This is a genomic window from Halobacillus sp. ABH2_015 (assembly GCF_056158945.1).
Map to the genome: position 1 here is coordinate 3788125 of NZ_JBSWUG010000002.1, position 19585 is coordinate 3807709.

Consider the following 19585-nt stretch of genomic DNA (forward strand, 5'->3'; position numbering starts at 1 on the left):
GTATTAGTAGTAATAATACAGTTAATACAGAAGGGGCGGAGGTGGATCTATGTTTGAGCTGGATATCAGGAGCCGTAAGCCGATTTACGAGCAGCTGATCGACAAACTGAAGCAGCTGATTATTCACGATGTGCTTAAGGAGGATGAAAAGCTGCCTTCTGTGAGGGAACTGGCGCAGCAGTTGACGATCAACCCGAATACGATTCAAAAGGCATACCGGGAGCTCGAGTCCCAGGGCTACATTTACTCGTTGAAAGGGAAAGGAAGCTTTGTTCATCCTTCAAGTAAAAACGGACGGAAAGAGGAGCTGGAAAAAGTGAGGGAAGAGTTGAAGAAATTATTTGCAGAAGCGATGTATTTAGGTATGAGCCGGGAAGAGATTGCTGAACTTTTAAAGGATGTGGAAGGGGGAGAACGTCATGATTGATGTGAGAAACGTCGATAAATCGTTCGATAAACAACAGATTTTAACCAATGTCAGCTTTCATGTGAACAAGGGATCGATCTACGGGCTGCTTGGGTCCAACGGGGCCGGTAAAACGACGATGATGCGGATGCTCGCAGGAATCCTGCGGCAGGACGACGGTCAGGTCCATATTGACAATGCTGGAATTTATGAAAATACGAAAACAAAGCAGCGGCTCATTTTTCTGCCGGACCACCTGTATTTCCTTCCTCAATATACCATTCGGCAGATGGGGGACTATTATCGATCCTTGTTTCCCGGCTGGGATGAAGAGCGGTACGAAAAGCTGAGAACGCTGTTTAAGCTGGACGACAAGCAGAAGCTCAGCCGTTTTTCAAAAGGGATGCAGAGACAGGCAGCGTTCTGGCTCGCATTGTCCACCGTGCCGGATGTATTGATTCTTGATGAGCCGTTTGACGGCCTGGATGCTGTCATGAGACAGAAAATCAGAAACTTGATTATCCAGGATGTGGCTGAACGTGAAATGACGGTTTTGATTTCTTCTCATAACCTGAAGGAAGTGGAGGATATCTGCGACCACGTCGGCATCCTGCATAAGGGCGAGATCCTGCTGGAACGTGATTTGGACGACTTGAAGGAAGACGTGCATAAAATTCAGGCCGCCTTCAAGGAGGATGCGTTCGATCCTGATGAAACAGATCTTGACGTCCTTCATGTAGAAAAACGGGGAAGCGTATATGTTCTTATCGTCCGCGGCACAGAGAAGGAAGTGGCACAGGAAATTCAGTCATGGCATCCTGTGGTTTATGACCGCCTGCCGTTAACGCTTGAGGAAATTTTCATTTATGAAATGGGAGGTGCCGGATATGCGTTCGAAAACATCCTTGTTTAATAAGGAAATATTCAAGCAGGATTTCAGAGCTGTAGGGTGGATCAGCATCGTCTATTTTCTTGGACTTTTCTTTCTCGTTCCGCTGCCGTTGTTTATGGATTTGAATACAGCCGCTCCTATGGCTTCACCGGTGGATAATGACGGAGGGCTCTTCGGTTCGATGTTCGCCTTTGTACTTCAAGCCGTTTTTCTATTGATTCTGCCTGTCTTGATGGCTGTCTTTTTATTCCGGTATCTCCAAACGAAGGATGCCTCGGACTTTGCTCATAGCTTACCGATCAGCCGCGGCAGGCTCTTGAACCATCATCTGGTGTCAGGGATTGTTCTGCTGCTCGTCCCGGTTCTCTTGAATTTCATCATTCTAGTTGTAACTTCACGGGTCGCGGACGTATCGGGTTATTTCACGATCGGAAATGCCGCCTACTGGCTCGCTGTTTTCTGTGTCATGTCCATCCTTTTATTTATGACCGGTGTCTTTGTAGGGACGCTGACCGGTTTATCCGCTGTCCATGCAGTAATTACGTATATTTTCCTGCTATTTCCTGCCGGGATGTACTTATTGATCAGCTATTACCTGGACATGACAGTCAATGGTTTTTCAGGCGTCATCGCTCAGGAAGAAACGATCCAGCATTTATCACCAATCACAGATGTGCTGACGGCGTCCTCTTCCGGTGGTGAAGTCTCCAATCTTCCATTATCCCAAGTTTCTTTATGGACGTACGGTTTGGCATCTGTCGTCATGTATGGCCTTTCTTATGTCATTTACCAAAGGCGTGCGTTGGAAACGGCCACAAAAGCTGTGACTGTACCAGCGCTGCGCCCTGTCTTCAAGTTTGGTGTCACCTTCTGCACCGCGCTGCTTGGAGGGATGTATTTCGGTCTCAGCCTGAGTTTGTACGGCTGGATGGTGTTTGGCTGGGTATTGGGCGGAACCTTCGGATATATGGCAGCAGCTATGCTGTTGGAAAAGACATGGCGTGTCTTCCATATCCGTCTCATGAAAAACTGGCTCATCTATACAGGAAGCGCAGGTGCTGTCCTGGCTCTCCTTCCGTTAGGCTGGCAGAGCTACGAAGCTTACATTCCGGAGCAGGAAAAGGTTGTGAAAGCTTATATCAGTGAGGGGTATGGTGAATACGAGCAGTACCAGAACGCCGAAACGCCGATCCCTTCTATCACTTCCGGAGAAGGAATTGAGTCGGTGCTGAATTTACATGAAGCCCTTGTCGAATATAGTGAACCTATGGAGATGGGAGAAGACTATTACTTTATCAACTATGAACTGGAAAACGGTCGGAAGGTCCAGCGGCAGTACCAGACGGGTGATCGAAGAATCGAAGCCGCCCGGCAGGCGGTTTATGAAACAGATGAAGGTAGAAACATCCGTTATCCAGCTATAACGCTGGAGAGTGGACAGGTGGACCGCATCCATCTTGATCCTAATGGGAAAGGAAGTCCGCATACAATCGTGGATGAGGAGAAAGTGACCGGCTTGTTGAAGGCTTTGAAAGAAGATCTGCGCAGCCAGTCTTATGAAGAGATGGCCCATCCAAGCGGCATGTATTCATGGATTTCCTTCCGTGTGAGGGACGAATCCAATGAAATCATAACCAATCCTTATCAAACGACCGTATATGAAGGATATGAACAAACGACGGCCTGGCTTAAAAAGGAAGGGTTATATGAGGACTTCATGGTCGGACCCGAGGACATTGCCGAAGCGGAAGTGTTTGAATGGCCGGAGGAACAGTTCGCCGAGGATTACCCGAGATTTATCTTTGATCGTTTATTGGAACAGGGCGTGGAGCCACTGGCCGTGGAAGGGAAAGAGAAAATAGAGCCTCTGCTTCAAGGCGGACACAATCAGGATGAGGGCGCCTATATAGTCGCCCTTTACTATGATGATACCAACAAAGACTATAATGAAATTGTGACGTTCACCAAAGAAAATGCTCCCGATTTCGTTCGTCAGCATTTTGAGTAAGGGGGAGATCCGGATGGATATTTATGAACTTTATGAGCGTTATCACCGGCGGGTCTTTTTCTCTGCATATAAAGTGGTGAATAACTACAGCCTTGCTGAAGATGTGGTGCAGGAAACGTACTTGAAAGCCTATCACAAACTGGATGAACTGACGGATGAGGAAAAAGCAGGGGCCTGGTTGTCGACGATTGCCGCAAGAAAAGCGGTCGATCTGCTGAGAAAAGAGCGGCGTGCCGTTGTAGTATCGCTTGAACATTTCCCGCTGCCCGATTCTTTATGTCAACAGGGCTCTCTCGTTGAAGCAACGTGTGAACGGCATCAGCTTGAGGAGGAGATCCTATCATCCATCGGCTTATTATCCCCTAAAATAAGGGAGGTTCTTCAGTTAAGCTTTCAGTACAGCATGAAGGAGAAGGAAATTGCGGACCTTCTGAACATAACCCAGAGCGCGGTGAAGTCGAGACTGCACCGCGGTCGTAAACAGTTAAAACAGAAATTCGAACAGAAGAAGCCGGTGGAAAAGACGGCATGAAAGATTTGTTCTGAAGATGGACTCCCTTCAGCTTGTAGAGGAACCTGTGCTTTTCTATTATCCCCATAAGTCCGGATCATTGGGTGACCTCGGACGCTCTCTGAGTACCATATGCTGTTTCTGAATAAACAAAGGCCGCCCCGGTTTCCGGGGCGGCCTTTGTCGTTCATTTTAAAACGATCTGATTAAAGAGCAGGGGTTGGAGTAGGTTCTGCATACCCGTTTTCATATGCTTCATCAATATCTGCACGGATGTCCTTGATTGATTTCCCCTGCTGATAATCGTTGATGGAAGAGGCAGCAATTTCAAGGCAGACCCCGCATTTCGTTCCGTGGTCATCCCACATGATCTTGCCGTCGTCATGATTTTCATGAACGAAGCAGTCGTAATTATCTTTATGGCCGGCGCTTTCTCCGCAGCCACAGTAACAAGGGATGTTTTCAAGCAGATCGCGGTGCTGGGCAGCAGCCAGGTAGATGTTCTGGACATTTTCAGGTTTTCCGTCCATGAAGTCTGGGAGGACATCCGCTGAAGCCGTTTCTTCACGTAGATCTCCGTTCGCATGTTCAACATGACTCTCTTCACTTTCCGATGCTCCACATCCTGTGAGGGACAGTCCGGATACGAGTATACCCACGATGAGTACATTTTTCAGCAAAACAAAGCACCCTCTTTATATAGATTATCTCTATCATAAAGAGGGCGCAGGAAAGATTCAATCGTTTTCAAAAAAATGACAGACGTTTATAGATTTATTTTCCGAAAGAAGAAAGGAATTTGACTCTATCGCCCATAGGCGGGACATTGTCATCCACAAGGGAAATCTCAAGAACAGCTGGTCCGCTGCTGTTCAAAACCTCTCCGAGTGTTTCTTCATTCACATCTTCCATGGAATGGACGGAAACGGACGGCACACCAAGAGAAGCGGCCATAGCCGTAATATTGACCGCTTCCTGACCAAACCGCTCATGCGCACGCTTATACTGCAGCGTATGCCCGTGATGGACCATGCCGAGCCGTGCATTATTCATCACGATAAACAATACGGGGATGTGGTATTCTTTGGCTGTCAGCAGTTCCATCCCGTGCATGAAGAAGCAGCCATCTCCGGTAAGGCTTACTACAGGTCTTTCCGGCTCTGCAAGCTTGGCACCGATGGCACTGCCGATGCCGCTTCCCATTGCTCCGAAATGGACATTGATATCAAAAGAATCTGTGGAACGGACGTTCATATAGTGAACGACATAAGCCATGAATTCTCCGATATCCACTGTATAGCGCGTATTCAAAGGGAGGAGCTTCTGCAGGGAGAGCAGCACGTTCCGGGAGTTATACTCCGATGTGATTTCCTGTGAGCGCTGTGGGAAGGCAGGCATTCGTTTCTGTCTGTGTCCAAGCTGGTTCAAAGCTGTAATCAAAGAAGATACCGTCACATTGATATCCCCGTGTACAGCCATGTCTACCGGATACTTCCGGTTGAAAACCGTAGCATCGTAATCAACCTGGATAAGCGTACGGTTGGCGGCCAGATTGGGATTCCAGTTGTTCGTAGCCGTTTCTCCGAGGCTCGACCCAAGCACAAGGATGGTTTCAGCTGCATTCGAATGAATGAATGCGGAAGCCTCTTCGTGCCCGGCAAATCCGAATATCCCTTTCAGAAGCGGATGATCATCCGGGATGAATCCCTTCGCCTGAGGGGTCGTGATAATCGGCCATTCCAGTGTTTCAGCCAGTTCCAGTACGTCTTCGACAGCCCCTCGGATCCCTTGGCCGGCGAAGATGAATCCACTCGTTCCGGCGAGTTTTTCAGCCGTTTCCTGGATTTTATCATCATCGGGAAGAAGGGGGACGCGTTCAGGAAAAGCCGGAAGAGCGGGGGGCATAACGGATGAAAGCTGAACGTCGATCGGCATAGCGATATGCACAGGGCCTGGAACACCGGTCAGGGCAATTTCCACCGCTTTATGAATTTCTGGAAGCAGGTCCTCTGCCCGGTCCACACGCTGGCTGTATTTTGTAACCGACTGATACAGAGGGTCCGCATGCAGTTCCTGGGACGCGTTCAATCCGACCGTATCCACAGGGACAGCTCCGGTGAGAAACAGGACAGGTAGGTGCTCCCGCATCGCATTCGCCGCTCCTGTCACCAGGTTTGTCCCTCCGGGTCCACTGCTTCCGATGCACACACTCAGCGAACCGGAATACTTAGCATAGGCTGCGGCCATATAGGAGGCTGCTCCTTCATGCTTAGCAATTACAGGTGTAATGGAAGGCGTATCATAAAGCTCATCAAAAAAGGCATTCACCGATCCAGCCGGAATTCCGAAAATATAAGAGACATTTCCTGAAACTAAATAATCCAGTACAGCTCGAACAGATTTCATTTCGTTAGCTCCTTTGTGATTGTGATGGGACATACCGTTTCTCAAATTCAGATACAGGAAGAGGGCGGCTGTATAAATATCCTTGAATCCAGTAGCACCCGTGCCGGGCAAGGAAATCAGCCTGATCTCTGCTCTCGACCCCTTCTGCAATGACGTTCAGTTTCAGACTGTCAGCCAGAGTGATGATCGTTTTGATGATGGCGGCATTGTTCGCATTCGTTGTCATATGATCAATAAAGGATTTATCAATCTTAAGTGTATCCACCGGGAAATCCTTCAAATAGCCGAGAGAGGAATACCCCGTGCCAAAATCATCAATAGATATCTGCACACCCAGGTCCTTCAGTTCCCGGATCGTTTTAAGGGTTTGATTGGTATTGTTGACGATTAAATTTTCGGTCAGCTCCAATTCCAGCAGCTGTGGTGGAAGACCGGTCTCTTTAAGAATAGCAGCTACCTTGGACGCAAGATCGGTCTGCTGGAACTGCTGCGGCGACAGGTTGGCGGAGACGGCGAGCTGCGTGCACCCTTTGTCGTACCATTTTTTCATCTGACGGCAGGATTCTTTGATGACCCATTCCCCAAGGGCAGTAATCAACCCGGTTTCTTCCGCCAGCGGAATGAACCGGCCGGGGGAAAGCAGACCGAATTCCGGATGATTCCATCGGATCAGTGTTTCCGTGCCGATCAATTCATCGGAGCGGACGTCGAATTTGGGCTGATAATACAGTTCAAACTCTTCCCCGCGCTGGAGGGCTTTGAATAAGTCATTCTCCAGCTTGATCTGTTCAACCGAACGTTCTTCGATATCATTGGAAAAAAGCTGATACCGATTACCTGCGTAATCTTTCGCCTTATACATCGCTACATCGGCATGTTTGATCAGCGATTCGACATTGTCCCCATTCTCCGGATATAAGCTGATACCGATGCTGGTTTTTATGCTTACTTCCTGGGATTGAATCGTAAAGGGCGTATCGAAAGAAGCCAGTACCCGCTCTGCGCATGCGACAGCATCTTCTGTCCGGTCGATTTTAGGAAGAAGGATGATGAATTCGTCGCCTCCCTGTCTGGAAACCGTCGCCTCCTTCGGAATGGCATGCTCCAGACGCTGGGCGGCCTGCTGGAGCACCATATCCCCGAAGCTGTGTCCGAACGTATCATTGATTTTCTTGAATCGGTCGAGGTCCAGAAACAGAATGGCCAGCGATTTTCCTGTTAATTCTGCATAGCTGAGCGCCTGCTTCAGCCTGTCTCTGAACAGGACACGGTTCGGAATATTGGTGACGACATCGTAATAGGCATGGTACTTGATCTTTTCCTCCATCTGCTTGCGTGATGTCACATCTTTGAAGGTCACTACGTACCCGATGGTCTCATCGTTTTCCTGCTTAGGTGTAATGACATATTCGACAGGAAACGATCCGCCGTCTTTTTTTATGAAAAAGTGCTCCTGCCCGCTGTAAGTTTCCTTCCAGAGATAGAGATCCTTGAAGGAGTGGATGTCCACACTCGGATCTTCCCACTTGAAAATCCGTGCGTAGGACAAGCCTACTACATCGGTTTCATCGGCGTAACCGAGCAGACTGGTGGCAGAAGGGTTCGCAAAGGTGATATTTCCATCAAGATCGATGCCGAAAATCCCTTCGCCCGCTGAATTCAAGATCAAATCCTTTTCGCGGCTGATCTGCTTCAATTCTATGAAAGCTTCCTCCAGTTCCCGGTTTTTCTCTATTAATTCAGAGGTGCGGTCCTGGATGATAACCTCCTGCTTTTCTATATACAATAGATTGAATAAAACGGGGGCTGTGGTATCCACGATGGATTCAGCGAGCTGGCGGACAGAGGGGGTGAAACGGAAGTTCGTTTCAGTCAGATTGACGATGGCGATGGCTCCAAGGACTTCTCCAAGTGATACAAGAGGAATCATATACAGTCCTTTAATTCCAAACTCCCTGCAAATGTGCTTGTTGACGCGGTCATCTTCATACACATCCGGGACAAGCACGGACTTTTTCGTTTCAATCACTTCCTGAAAGATCAGGTCTTCCTTATGATCGAACCGTGTCTTTCGGTGAGTGGCGATCCAGTCTTCCTCGGTCCAATCACTATTTTTGTTCAGGCTCGCAGGCTTCAGGCGGTCTTCTGCTACAGGATCGATAAAATGGGCGCCGATGTTCTGGTTTCCAAGGACTTCCCCAAGGTAATAAAAACATTTATCAAGAGCTTCCTGCAGCGAAGAGCACAAAGATAAATCGCGTGTCACGTTAAGGAGAAGCTGCTTTTCTGAAATCAGTTTTTCTTTTCTTGTCAGGTTGTTGGCATTTCGCAGCGCTACAGCGGCCATGTGAATATAGGCTTTGACACTTTCAATCTCAGAGTCCGTCAAATCCATGGGGATCCCGTAGTCAAACAAGAAGACGAGTCCATACAATTCATCTTCATAGGAGATGGGAGCGACAAGCAGCGATTTGATTTTAAACGCCTGGACCGCCCGCTGGTCCGGGCGGTCATCCTTGGAAGTGTCTGGAATATAAATTGCTTCCCGTGTTTCAATCACTTCTTTGGCTAACAGATCCTGTTCCGGATCGACAATGTGCATATCCAATGTCATGCCGTTAATGGTATTGGGTTTTCCTACATACCCCTGGTACGTGCCGTCTTCCCGCGGCAGATAAATCCCCACGGAATCGCACCGCATGATTTCTTCTGATATGGCTGTTACTACATGCTCTAATACTTCGCGCAAATCCAGCTTGGTGTTGATCAGCTTGGTAATTTGAGCTAGTCGAGAATATCTGGTTTGCTCTTCAGCCATGCGTTTCCCTCCATAGTTTCATCTTTTGATAAAGTTCGACTATTATAGTGAACTTCCTGCATAAGATCCAAAGTTTTTTGAATAAGATCGAAAATAAAAGGCACAAAAGAAAGTCTTTTGTGCCTGGTTTCTATAACATATTGAGCACAGCTCCGGCAGCAACCCCGATGATAACGATGGCCCATGCCGGGACTTTAAAGAAATGAAGCAGGGAGAACAGGATGGCGGCGAGAGCGAAATCTTCTCCGCTTAAAATCGAGCTCTTAAGGACCGGATCATAAAAGGCAGCCAGCAGGATGCCGACGACGCTGGCGTTGACGCCTGTTAGAACCCCTTGGAAAGCCGGCCGCTTTCTAAGTTCGTTCAAGAACGGGAGCGCGGCTACAAGAAACAGGAAAGACGGAAGGAAAATCCCTGCCGTCGCGGCGACAGCTCCAGGTATTCCCTGAATCATCGTACCGAGATAGCTTGAAAACGTGAACAAAGGTCCGGGAACAGCCTGGGCCATTCCATATCCGGCCAGAAAATCACTGGCAGATAAAAGCCCGGTCGGAACAACTTCCCGTTCCAGCATCGGAAGGACGACATGACCACCCCCGAAAACAAGAGACCCGACCCGGAAGAATGTATCAAACAGCTGGATGAACAGATTGTCTGTATTCCTGGCCAGCACAGGCAGGAAAATAAGCAGGCCGACAAGAATGCTGAGGGACGCGATTCCTGCTTTTTTAGAAAAGGTGACAGGAAACGGCTGAATTTTAGATGGATTCAATCCGGAAAACATCTTCCATCCGAAGACGCCCGCAGCGAATATGATGACCAGCTGCATCCAGGCGGATGGATAAAGCAGCAGAATCAAGGCGGCTGCCAGGGCCATCGCAATTCTCGGCTTGTCCGGGGTCAGCTTTTTACCAAGGCCCATCAATGCATGCAGGACGACAGCTGCGGCAACGACTTTAAGGCTGTGGATGAAACCGGCATCTGCCAAGTCAAAGGATTGATAAAGCATAGCGAATAGAATAAGAACCAGAATGGACGGCATCGTAAAACCGAACCAGGAAATCAATCCTCCAATGAACCCTCCGCGCAGCATACCTATGGCAATCCCTACCTGACTGCTTGCCGGGCCGGGGAGAAATTGGCAGAGGGCAATGATATCAGCATAGGTTTTATCATCGAGCCACTTTTTACGATCGATGTATTCGTCCTTAAAATAGGCAAGGTGCGCGATAGGACCGCCGAAGGACGTGAAGCCGAGTTTTGTCGACGTGCGCAGAATTTCCAGCCAGTTACTTTTCTTTGATGGACTCATCTGAAATTTCCCTCCAATCTTTTCCTAAGATTTCTTCAGCAAGTTCCTGGACCTGCTGTTTTCCTTCTTTCAGCATCTGCTGCCCCTTACTTGTAATGACATAGTATTTGCGGATTTTCCCTTCTACCTTCTCCTCGTATTTTTCCAGCAGCTCATCCTTGTGCAGCTGCTTGAGCGTAGGGTAGAGGGTCCCCGGGCTGATGTCATAACCGTGGGAAGCAAGCTCCTCCATAAGAAACGCGCCGTATATCGGTTCTATACTGGCGTGATAGAGGATATGGATCTTAATCGAACCAAGAAAAAAATCTCTCAGCACATCGATCACCTCCATTATCAAAATCCGATATCATAATACGATAACGGTCTGGAGAAAGCAATGGAATACCTGTAACCTTTACAAAAGATTTACTTTTGCATTCTATTTCCGCCCTCCGTACAATGGGAGGTAAACACGTGTACGAACATATATGAAGCGGAGAAGGTGACAGAGATGGAAATGTATGATGTAACCATTATCGGCGGAGGTACGACGGGGATGTACGCCGCTTTTTATAGTGGGATGAGAGGGCTGAAGACGAAGGTGATGGAAGACCAGCCGGAAACAGGTGGCAAGGTTTCGTTCTTTTATCCGGAGAAACTAATTTATGATGTCGGCGGTTTTCCCGGGATTTCCGGGGAGGAACTTGCGGCAAATGTGGAAAAACAGGCACAGAGCATTCAACCGGCTCTTGTGACAGGGACGAAAGTAAAAGACCTTCAGAAACAGGAAGATGGGACGTTTCTTCTCGTGACCCATGATGGGTCCGCTCATTATACAAGGACCGTCCTGATCGCTTCCGGACTGGGGACTTTCCAAATGCAGCCTCTCCAGGTGAATGGCGCCGCTGCTTATGATGGCACACAGATCCACTACACGATAAAAAATAAGGAACAGTACAAAGGACTGAAAACCGCTGTTGTATCAGAAAACCGTGTCGGAATCGACTGGGCGCTTGCGCTGGAAGAATCCGCTGATGAAGTGACGCTGATCAATAGGGGCAGCGCCTTTAAAGCTGTTTATGAAAAGGATGAGGAAAAACTGCTGGCATCTTCTGTCCACGTCCAGTACGGCCGGACTGTTCAGCAGTTGAAAGAGGCAGACGGACAGATGACAGGGGTGATTCTGAGCGATGGTACAGAGCTTTCTCTTGATCACCTTCTCGTTTATGAAGGGCTGCAGATGGAGAAAAGTGTGTATGATCAGTGGGGAATCCATACCGATAAAGGACGGATTCCTGTAGAAACGGACATGTGTACCAATATTCCCGGAGTATTCGCAGCAGGGGATGCGGTGGTCTATCCGAGTAAAACGATGCTGATTGCTTCCGGATTCAATGAAGCAATGGCTGCCATCAACAGCGCTGCCATTTTCCTGGATCCTAAAGCGAAGACGCAGGTATACAGTACCGTCATTTATAAATACCGCGATGACAAATAATTCGCGTCACAGGTCTTTTGTTCTGTAAAAACGGCCATTCGTGGACGAGCGCGGCAATCAAAGGATAAACCCGTACAGTGACTCAGAAATCTTGGTCTCTGTACGGGTTTTATATCGGTATAGAGCTTTTCCGCTTCGTTTTAATGAACGTTGAAGTAACGGGCTTCCGGATGGGCAAAGACCATCGCTGTTACGGAAGCTTCCGGTTCCATCATGCATTCCTCTGTCAGATCAATACCAATATCCTCTGGTTGAAGAAGTCGGAACAGCTTCTTCTGATCTTCAAGCTCTGGACACGCCGGGTAGCCGAAAGAATACCGCTGTCCCTGATATTTGGCTGAAAATCGTTCCTGCATTGTAAAGTCTGTCGCATCCGGGAATCCCCAGCGGTCACGCATTTCCTGGTGAATCTTTTCAGCCAGCGCTTCGGCTGTCTCCAGAGCCAGTGCCTGCAGCGCATGGCTCTCCAGGTACCGGCCGTTATTTTTCAGTTCCACGGACCGCTGTCTGATTCCTTTGCCTGCGGTAACTGAGAAAAAACCGACATAATCCATCTCTCCGCTTGAAACGGATCTTACATAGTCTGCCAGGCAGAGGAACGGTTCTTTCTGCTGCCTTGGAAACGTAAAGCGTTCCATGAGACGGGTTTGATCCCGGGGGTCGTAGATCAGGACATCATCGCCGTCGGACTGCGCGGGGAAAAACTGGTATAAGGCAGAAGGTTCGATCCAATTGTTTTGTTTGGCCTGCGTCAGCAGTTGATTGACGACTTCGTTTAAATGGACGGCTTTTTGATTTCCTTCTGCCAGCAGCTTCTCGAATCTACCCTTTAATCCGAGGTGGTGTCCAATCAACATCTGCTTATTGATATACGGTTCAACGTGTGCGACTGGGTGTCGGCTAATCAAATGCCGCTGAAAGTCATGTGGCTGGTAGACGGGTCCATTTGCAGCAACCGTTGAGACTGGGCGGACAGCCGTGGTTGTGCCTCCGCCTCTGTTTTTTTCCGGGGCTGGACGGTTCGATCGCTCGACTGCAGCTGCCTGTCTTTCAGCCTGTTCACTCAGAAACTGTTCCCTGGAGTCTTCACTGCTTAATTGATTGGATATAGCCAGCCCGTCCATGGCATCCTTGGCATATAAGACAGGCCCTCCATATTCCGGTGAAATTTTTGTATGGGTGAACTTCCGCGACAGGGCAGCGCCGCCGACAAGAATCGGCAGGTGGATGTTCTGCTGTTTCAAGTCCTGAGCGGTTAATACCATCTGCTGGGCAGACTTCACAAGAAGACCGGAGAGTCCGACAATGCTCGGTTTTTCTTGCTGTATCTGCTGAATCAGCTCTGCGGGTGTCACTTTGATTCCGAGGTCGACGACTTCAAAACCATTGTTGCTTAAGATGATTTCGACCAGGTTTTTGCCGATGTCATGAACATCTCCTTTGACTGTCGCAAGCAGAACCTTGCCTTTTTTATTGGAAGCATCCCCTTTTTCCATATGCGGCTCAAGGTAGGCGACGGAAGCCTTCATGACTTCGGCACTCTGCAGAACCTCAGCGACAATCAGCTGGTTATCATTGAACAAGCGGCCGACTTCAGCCATGCCGGTCATTAATGGACCGTTAATAATCGAAAGAGGTGTGTCATACTGTTGGAGGGCGAGGTTCAAATCAGGGATCAGCCCTTCCTTCGTACCTTCCACGACATAATGAGCGAGCCGCTCCTCAAGAGTCATGGTTGATGTCGGCGTTTTGGATTCCTTTTTCTTTCCGCGGTAAAAAGCTGTGAAATCTGCCAGTGTTGCGTCATTGGTATGAAACAGCAGTTCATCGGCGAGGGAGATTTCATCCCCGCCGATCGAGGCGTACCGCTCGAGCTTTTCCGTATTCACAATCGCGTAATCGAGACCCGCTTTTGTACAGTGATACAAATAGACAGCGTTCAGCACTTCCCGGCCGACTGGAGGAAGCCCGAAAGATACATTACTCACCCCGAGGACAGTCTGGCAGAGAGGAAGGTGCTGCTTCATCAACCGGATGCCTTCAATTGTCGCTTCTGCTGACCCGATATACTGCGCATCTCCGGTACCGACGGGGAAGACGAGGGGGTCAAAAATAATATCACGTGGGTTGATTTCGTATTCGTTTACGAGAATATCAAAGGAACGTTCGGCGATTTCCAGTTTCCGCTCCGCCGTAACGGCCATCCCCGTTTCATCAATCGTCCCGACAACAAGTGCCGCTCCGAACTGCTTAGCTAGGGGAAGCACCTCTTTGAAGCGCTCTACACCATCCTCCAGGTTGATGGAGTTAATGATCACTTTCCCCTGGGAAAAGGTAAGTGCTTTCCGGATGACGTGATAATCCGTGGAGTCGATTACCAGAGGCACCTTCACCTTATTGACGACCTGCTTCATGAAGGCTTCCATATCCTTGATTTCCTCCCGGTCCGGGTCGGCGAGACAGATATCGATGACCTGTGCTCCTTTTTTCACTTGGGCGCGGGCAATTTCCGACGCTTCCTCGTATTTTTCTTCTGCAATCAACCGTTTGAACTTTCTGGACCCGATTACGTTCGTCCGCTCCCCTACAAGGATCGGGCGGTCAGCGGGGTCATCATAAATCAACGGCTCGATTCCGGCTAGTGCGTGGGCATGGTCTTCCGGGGCGGTTCTTGGAGTGTACTCTTTGACGGCTTCCGCTATGGCACGAATGTGATCCGGCGTCGTGCCACAGCAGCCGCCGACAATATTCAACCATCCTTTTTCAGCAAAACCTGCCACTTTAGATGCGAGAGAAGCCGGGGTTTCATGATAATGTCCTTCTTCATCGGGCAGTCCTGCATTGGGGTAGCAGCTGACGGAGGTGGCAGCAAGATCCGATAGAGAGCGCAGGTGATCCCGCATAAACTCCGGCCCTGTGGCGCAGTTCAACCCGACGACAGCCGGATTCATATGTTCCAGCGATAAATAAAAGGCTTCTATGCTTTGTCCGGCAAGGGTCGTTCCCATCGGCTCAATCGTACCGGAAATCATAAGGGGCAGCTCGATTCCGAGTGCATGACCGGCTCGTGTAATCCCGAGATAGGCCGCTTTGACATTCAGCATATCCTGGGACGTTTCTAACAACAGAAGGTCGACGTTTCCCCTCATTAATCCGCGTGCCTGTTCCTCATAGGTGTCCGCCAGCTGCTCGAATGTCGTCCCACCGGTGACGGATAAGGTTTTCGTCGTCGGCCCCATCGCTCCTGCAACAAAGCGGGGGTGATGTTCTGTGCTCATTCGTTCTGCAGCCGTTTTAGCGATTTGTGCTGCTTTGATATTGATTTCCTCAGCCAGGTGACCGAGATTGTATTCATCGAGGACAAGGCTCGTCGCACCAAACGTGTTGGTTTCGATAATGTCCGCTCCCGCTTCCATATACCGGGTGTGGATGGTATCAATCAACTCCGGGCAGGTGAGGTTCAAATATTCATTGCATCCGTCGTAGTCCTCGCCGCCAAAATCCTCAGGGCTCAGGCCGACTTCCTGAAGCATCGTCCCCATGGCTCCGTCCAAAATGAGAATCCTCTTTTTCAGTTGTTCGTCAAACCATGTGGATGCCATCGGACATCTTCCTTTCCTGTTCCTTTGTTTTCTGTTTAATGTACTTCGTTAGTTCCACCGTCATCTCGTAGCGGAGGAACGGGGTGATCAAGTAAATGCCGTTAAACAGGTCAACCGCTGTATCGATGAGGGACTTTGCTATGCTGATGCCCTCGGCCTGTGCTTGTTTCCGGTCCTGTCCGGCTTTTTCCATTTTTTCCAGTATGGAAGGAGACAGGGTGATGCCGGGCACTTCATTGTGAAGGAATTCAGCATTGCGTGCGCTTGTCAACGGCATGATGCCGATGTAAAGAGGGGCTTCCACTTGTTTTGTCGCTTCATAGACTTCGAGAAGCTGCTCTTCGTTAAACACAGGCTGACTGATAAAGTAATCGGCGCCGGAGGTAATTTTCTTCTTCATTCTTCCGACGGCACGGTTCAAATTTCTTACATTCGGATTAAAGGCTGCAGCGACTGAGAATGATGTTTGGTTCCCGAGAGAATTTCCGGAAAAAGAAATGCCTCTGTTCATCTGCTTAATATAGTGAATGAGATCCAAAGATGACAAATCATAGACAGACGTCGCTCCAGGAAAATCCCCGATCTTCGTGGGATCGCCGGTGACCGCCAGGACTTGGCGGATGCCTTGTGTATGAAGACCCATCAAGTGGGACTGCAGACCGAGAAGATTGCGGTCCCGGCAGGCGATATGGACGAGTGGATCGACATCATATTTTTCTTTAATGATCGAAGCCATGACAGAGTTGCTGATTCGTGGAGAGGCTAGGGAGTTATCCGCAAGGGTGATCGAGTTAACACCAGCTTCCTGAAGCGCTTTGGACCCTTTAAGAAAACGATCGATGTTCAACTTTTTCGGGGGATCCAGTTCGACAATGATGGACCGGCCTTTCTTCGCCGCTTCATGGAGGTGTGGTCGTTGATCTTTAGTGGATTGGACGGCTGTTTCGGCCTTTTGTCGGACAACTACAATCTTTTCTTTGATCGGTGCTTTTCCTTTTACTTTGGATGCGATGGCTTCAATGTGCTCCGGTGTTGTGCCGCAGCACCCGCCGATGATCCGCGCCCCTTGGTCGTAAAGCGCCCGGGCGCTTTTTTGAAAGTAGGAGGGATCTGTCGCATAAACCAGTCTGCCATCCTGAAAGGCCGGCAGACTGGCATTCGGATAGACCGATAGAAAAGCTTTTTCGGGTAAGGGCACTTCTTCTAAGGACTGGATCATATGGTACGGGCCGAGACGGCAGTTGATGCCTGTCACGTCCGCTCCGATTTTTTCCAGATGAGTGAGCGCGTCAGGGAGTGGTGTACCATCCTGCAGCACCCCGGGTTCATGCATCGATACCTGGGCAATCAGAGGAAGGTCTGTTTCCTTCCGGGCGATCGACAGAATGGTGGAGAGTTCCTCTAGATCATAGAAGGTTTCAAAAAGAAGGCCGTCCACTTGTTCAAACAAAAGACAGTAGAGTTGTTCGCGGAAGCTTCGTTTTATTTCCTCAAGAGAAACAGCTTGTTTCTGAACCCCCCGGATGCCGCCGACCGTTCCGAGTACATACGCCTTGTCGCCGGCGGCATGTCTTGCGAGCTGGACAGCGGCTGTATTGATCTCCTTCACGTGATCCTCGAGGCCGTAACGGCCAAGCTTGATGTAATTGGCGCCGTACGTATTGGTTTGAATCAAATCGGCTCCTGCCTGGACGTAAGCGTCATGAACGCTTTTCACTTCTTCTGGATGCGAAAGGTTCAGTTCCTCGAAACACTGGTCGACCCCGTAGGAATAAAGAAGAGTCCCCATCGCCCCGTCTCCGACCAGTGTTTGTCTATGGAGGGCTTCACGTAATGTCATATACTCACCCTCCTGTCTTCAGTAGTCCGTTCGATTTGGTTCAAAGCCTGCGAAAAGTCTGCGATCAGGTCCTCCGGCTTTTCCAATCCGACCGATAAACGCAGCAGTCCGTCCGTGATGCCGCGTTTGGCCCGTTCCTCCTTAGGCATGGAGGCATGGGACATCCGCGCCGGGTACGATAAGATCGACTCGACAGCTCCAAGACTTACGGCATACACCGGAATTTCGACCGCTTTTGTGAATTGGCGGACCGCCTCCTCGTCACGGAGGCGGAACGATAGAACGGCTCCATACCCGTCGGATTGATACGTGTGGGTGGAATTCCCCGGATGACAGCGGAAGCCTGGGTAGTACACGTGCTCGACCAGAGGGTGACTGGATAAAGCTTCTGCGACTTTTGCCGCTGATTGAGATGATTGGGTGATTCGGCAGTGGAGTGTCTTCAGGCCGCGGAGCACGAGCCAGCAATCGTGTGCGCCCAGAATAGATCCGAAAGAATTCTGTAGAAAAGAAAGAGCCTCTGCGACATCTTCCCTGTTGGTCACAGCTAAGCCGGCAACGACATCACTGTGTCCGGCAATGAACTTCGTTGCACTATGGAGGACAAGATCGGCGCCAAGGTCGAGCGGACGCTGCAGGGCTGGTGTCATAAAGGTGTTATCGACAAAGGTGAGGCAGTTGTTCGCTTTGGCGAGTTTTGCCACTGCCCTTATATCAGTGATTTCAAGTGTTGGATTGGAAGGAGTTTCAATATATAACAGCTTCGTATTCGGCTTTATGGCTGTAGCCACTTCATGAAGATCGGTCATGTCAACAAAGGTGTGATCGATTCCAAAGCGGTGGAGAACATCGTGGATCATTCGGAAAGTCCCCCCGTATACGTCCTTGGTTATAACGATGTGATCCCCTTTGGATAAAAGCATGAACGCTGTGGAAATCGCTGCCATTCCGGAGGCGAAAGCAAAGCCTTTCGTGCCGTTTTCAAGGCCGGCGATCGTCTCTTCCAACGCTGTTCTTGTCGGGTTTCCCGACCGGCTGTAGTCGTAATCCCCCGGTGTGTCAAAATCCTGTTGGTGAAAGGTTGAGGCCTGTTGGATCGGGACACTCACCGCTCCGGTCTGCGGATCGAACTTCTGGTCGTTGTGAAGCAGGCGGGTCTGCAGGGAATGGGTATTCATTGGACGGATTCCTCCTTAGGTAATTGACTCAAAGTAGATTGAAGATCTCTCAAAAGATCATCGATGTGCTCCACGCCTACGGAAAAACGGAGCAGTTTATTGCACACGCCGTAGCGGACGCGTTCTTCTTCAGGGATATCGGCGTGGGTCTGGGTGGCGGGGTAGGTGATGAAGCTTTCCACACCTCCGAGACTTTCCGCGAAACTGATTAAATTCAATCCTCTTAGAAAAGGATCGATCCAGGCTTCTTCCTTTAGTCGGAAGGACACCATGCCGCCTTTTCCTGGGTAGAAAATATCACTCACACATGGATGATCCTCCAAGAATTGAACGACGGCTTTCGCGTTGCCTTCATGCTGCCTCATTCGTAGAGGCAGGGTTTTCATGCCGCGCATGACGAGCCAGGAGTCAAACGGCGACAGGACAGCTCCGGATGTATTTTGATGAAAAGCGAGCTTTTCGCTGATGTCTGCGCCTTTACTGACAAGCAGTCCGGCCAGAACATCGTTATGTCCGGCCAGGTATTTCGTCGCGCTGTGAATGACGACGTCCGCTCCTTCCTTCAGCGGCTGCTGGAGAACTGGTGTATAAAGGGTGTTGTCGACTATCAGCAGGAGGTCTTGTTTTTCTGCTAGTCCGGCCATCTGCCTGATGTCGGTTTGGTGCATGAGCGGATTTGTCGGAGTTTCAATGTAAACGGCTTTCGTACGTTCGGTCACATAAGAAGGCAGGTCATTCAGCTTTTCGTTTTCCAGGTAGGTAAACTGCAGACGGTAACGCTCCTTCATATGTTCAAATAAGCGGTAGGTCCCTCCATATAAATCTTCGGATACGAGAATTTCATCTCCTTCGCGGAAAAGAGAGAGGACGGTCTGGATGGCGGACATTCCGGAACTGAAGGCAAAACCTGCATCACCTTCTTCGATATCGGCGATGGAGGCTTCCAGGATTTTTCTTGTCGGGTTGCCCGTCCGCGTATAATCAAACCCTGTAGATTCCCCGAGCCCTGGGTGCCGGTAAGGGGTGGAAAAGTAAACCGGTGGGTTGATCGCTCCATACGGTTCGTTCCGCTGGTTTCCTGTCTGGACGAATTTTGTTTCCGTGTGACACATAAAAATACTCCTTTCGTTTATGA

General features: G+C 49.5%; 14 protein-coding genes. 5 read left to right on the plus strand and 9 right to left on the minus strand.

All coding sequences use genetic code 11. The features are described from left to right. The first annotated feature begins 49 nt into the window (after positions 1 to 49). Genes ACXAD6_RS19655 through ACXAD6_RS19670 form a run of 4 tightly spaced genes read left to right on the plus strand, consistent with a single transcriptional unit; the run spans position 50 to position 3838 of the window. On the plus strand, positions 50 to 427 hold the full coding sequence (locus ACXAD6_RS19655; protein ID WP_474970289.1) for a GntR family transcriptional regulator: 378 nt from the start codon (positions 50 to 52) through the stop codon (positions 425 to 427). Next, positions 420 to 1319, plus strand: coding sequence for an ABC transporter ATP-binding protein (locus ACXAD6_RS19660; RefSeq protein ID WP_474970290.1), 900 nt, complete (start codon positions 420 to 422; stop codon positions 1317 to 1319). The genes ACXAD6_RS19655 and ACXAD6_RS19660 overlap by 8 nt, the downstream gene beginning before the upstream one ends. Next, entirely contained in the window at positions 1294 to 3306 is a 2013-nt protein-coding gene (locus tag ACXAD6_RS19665) for a DUF6449 domain-containing protein (RefSeq protein ID WP_474970291.1), read from the plus strand. The genes ACXAD6_RS19660 and ACXAD6_RS19665 overlap by 26 nt, the downstream gene beginning before the upstream one ends. A gap of 13 nt (positions 3307 to 3319) precedes the next feature. Beyond that, positions 3320 to 3838 (plus strand): RNA polymerase sigma factor, encoded by a 519-nt coding sequence (locus tag ACXAD6_RS19670; RefSeq protein WP_474970292.1) that lies wholly within the window; start codon positions 3320 to 3322, stop codon positions 3836 to 3838. Positions 3839 to 4023: 185 nt separating this feature from the next. On the opposite strand, the gene ACXAD6_RS19675 is transcribed toward ACXAD6_RS19670, so the two are convergent. The 5 genes from ACXAD6_RS19675 to ACXAD6_RS19695 form a co-directional block, all read right to left on the minus strand. After that, entirely contained in the window at positions 4024 to 4497 is a 474-nt protein-coding gene (locus tag ACXAD6_RS19675; RefSeq protein ID WP_474970293.1) for a PCYCGC motif-containing (lipo)protein, read from the minus strand. Between the two features lie 94 nt (positions 4498 to 4591). Next, positions 4592 to 6223, minus strand: a complete 1632-nt coding sequence (locus tag ACXAD6_RS19680; RefSeq protein WP_474970294.1) for a thiamine pyrophosphate-binding protein — start codon at positions 6221 to 6223, stop codon at positions 4592 to 4594. A gap of 4 nt (positions 6224 to 6227) precedes the next feature. After that, a complete protein-coding gene (locus ACXAD6_RS19685; protein ID WP_474970295.1) occupies positions 6228 to 9041 on the minus strand; it encodes a sensor domain-containing phosphodiesterase in 2814 nt (937 codons plus the stop codon). A 130-nt stretch (positions 9042 to 9171) separates the two neighbouring features. Next, positions 9172 to 10353 carry a chromate efflux transporter gene (gene chrA / locus ACXAD6_RS19690; protein ID WP_474970296.1) on the minus strand — a complete coding sequence of 394 codons (1182 nt, stop codon included), beginning with the start codon at positions 10351 to 10353 and terminating at the stop codon, positions 9172 to 9174. Then, positions 10331 to 10669, minus strand: coding sequence for a PadR family transcriptional regulator (locus tag ACXAD6_RS19695; protein ID WP_474970297.1), 339 nt, complete (start codon positions 10667 to 10669; stop codon positions 10331 to 10333). Before ACXAD6_RS19695 ends, chrA begins: the two co-directional genes overlap by 23 nt. Before the next feature lie 174 nt (positions 10670 to 10843). On the opposite strand from ACXAD6_RS19695, the gene ACXAD6_RS19700 reads away from it, so the two are divergent. Next, positions 10844 to 11830 (plus strand): NAD(P)/FAD-dependent oxidoreductase, encoded by a 987-nt coding sequence (locus ACXAD6_RS19700; RefSeq protein ID WP_474970298.1) that lies wholly within the window; start codon positions 10844 to 10846, stop codon positions 11828 to 11830. A 140-nt stretch (positions 11831 to 11970) separates the two neighbouring features. Here ACXAD6_RS19700 and metH read toward each other — a convergent pair whose 3' ends face one another. From metH to ACXAD6_RS19720, 4 genes are read right to left on the minus strand one after another with little or no spacing between them, the layout of a single operon-like run. Next, positions 11971 to 15432, minus strand: coding sequence for a methionine synthase (gene metH, locus ACXAD6_RS19705; RefSeq protein WP_474970299.1), 3462 nt, complete (start codon positions 15430 to 15432; stop codon positions 11971 to 11973). Beyond that, a complete protein-coding gene (locus tag ACXAD6_RS19710) occupies positions 15413 to 17272 on the minus strand; it encodes a bifunctional homocysteine S-methyltransferase/methylenetetrahydrofolate reductase (RefSeq protein WP_474970300.1) in 1860 nt (619 codons plus the stop codon). The genes metH and ACXAD6_RS19710 overlap by 20 nt, the downstream gene beginning before the upstream one ends. Continuing rightward, positions 17269 to 18450, minus strand: a complete 1182-nt coding sequence (gene metC, locus ACXAD6_RS19715; RefSeq protein ID WP_474970301.1) for a cystathionine beta-lyase — start codon at positions 18448 to 18450, stop codon at positions 17269 to 17271. Before metC ends, ACXAD6_RS19710 begins: the two co-directional genes overlap by 4 nt. Further along, positions 18447 to 19562 carry a methionine biosynthesis PLP-dependent protein gene (locus tag ACXAD6_RS19720; RefSeq protein WP_474970302.1) on the minus strand — a complete coding sequence of 372 codons (1116 nt, stop codon included), beginning with the start codon at positions 19560 to 19562 and terminating at the stop codon, positions 18447 to 18449. Before ACXAD6_RS19720 ends, metC begins: the two co-directional genes overlap by 4 nt. Positions 19563 to 19585: the final 23 nt, after the last annotated feature.

Excerpts from the sequence above, each read along its gene's own strand:
- ACXAD6_RS19720 (WP_474970302.1), bottom strand. The coding sequence starts at position 19,562 with ATGTGTCACACGGAAACAAAATTCGTCCAGACAGGAAACCAGCGGAAC.
- ACXAD6_RS19655 (WP_474970289.1), top strand. The coding sequence starts at position 50 with ATGTTTGAGCTGGATATCAGGAGCCGTAAGCCGATTTACGAGCAGCTG.
- ACXAD6_RS19685 (WP_474970295.1), bottom strand. The coding sequence starts at position 9,041 with ATGGCTGAAGAGCAAACCAGATATTCTCGACTAGCTCAAATTACCAAG.
- ACXAD6_RS19665 (WP_474970291.1), top strand. The coding sequence starts at position 1,294 with ATGCGTTCGAAAACATCCTTGTTTAATAAGGAAATATTCAAGCAGGAT.
- ACXAD6_RS19670 (WP_474970292.1), top strand. The coding sequence starts at position 3,320 with ATGGATATTTATGAACTTTATGAGCGTTATCACCGGCGGGTCTTTTTC.
- metC (WP_474970301.1), bottom strand. The coding sequence starts at position 18,450 with ATGAATACCCATTCCCTGCAGACCCGCCTGCTTCACAACGACCAGAAG.
- ACXAD6_RS19710 (WP_474970300.1), bottom strand. The coding sequence starts at position 17,272 with ATGACATTACGTGAAGCCCTCCATAGACAAACACTGGTCGGAGACGGG.
- ACXAD6_RS19660 (WP_474970290.1), top strand. The coding sequence starts at position 420 with ATGATTGATGTGAGAAACGTCGATAAATCGTTCGATAAACAACAGATT.
- ACXAD6_RS19680 (WP_474970294.1), bottom strand. The coding sequence starts at position 6,223 with ATGAAATCTGTTCGAGCTGTACTGGATTATTTAGTTTCAGGAAATGTC.
- metH (WP_474970299.1), bottom strand. The coding sequence starts at position 15,432 with ATGGCATCCACATGGTTTGACGAACAACTGAAAAAGAGGATTCTCATT.
- chrA (WP_474970296.1), bottom strand. The coding sequence starts at position 10,353 with ATGAGTCCATCAAAGAAAAGTAACTGGCTGGAAATTCTGCGCACGTCG.
- ACXAD6_RS19700 (WP_474970298.1), top strand. The coding sequence starts at position 10,844 with ATGGAAATGTATGATGTAACCATTATCGGCGGAGGTACGACGGGGATG.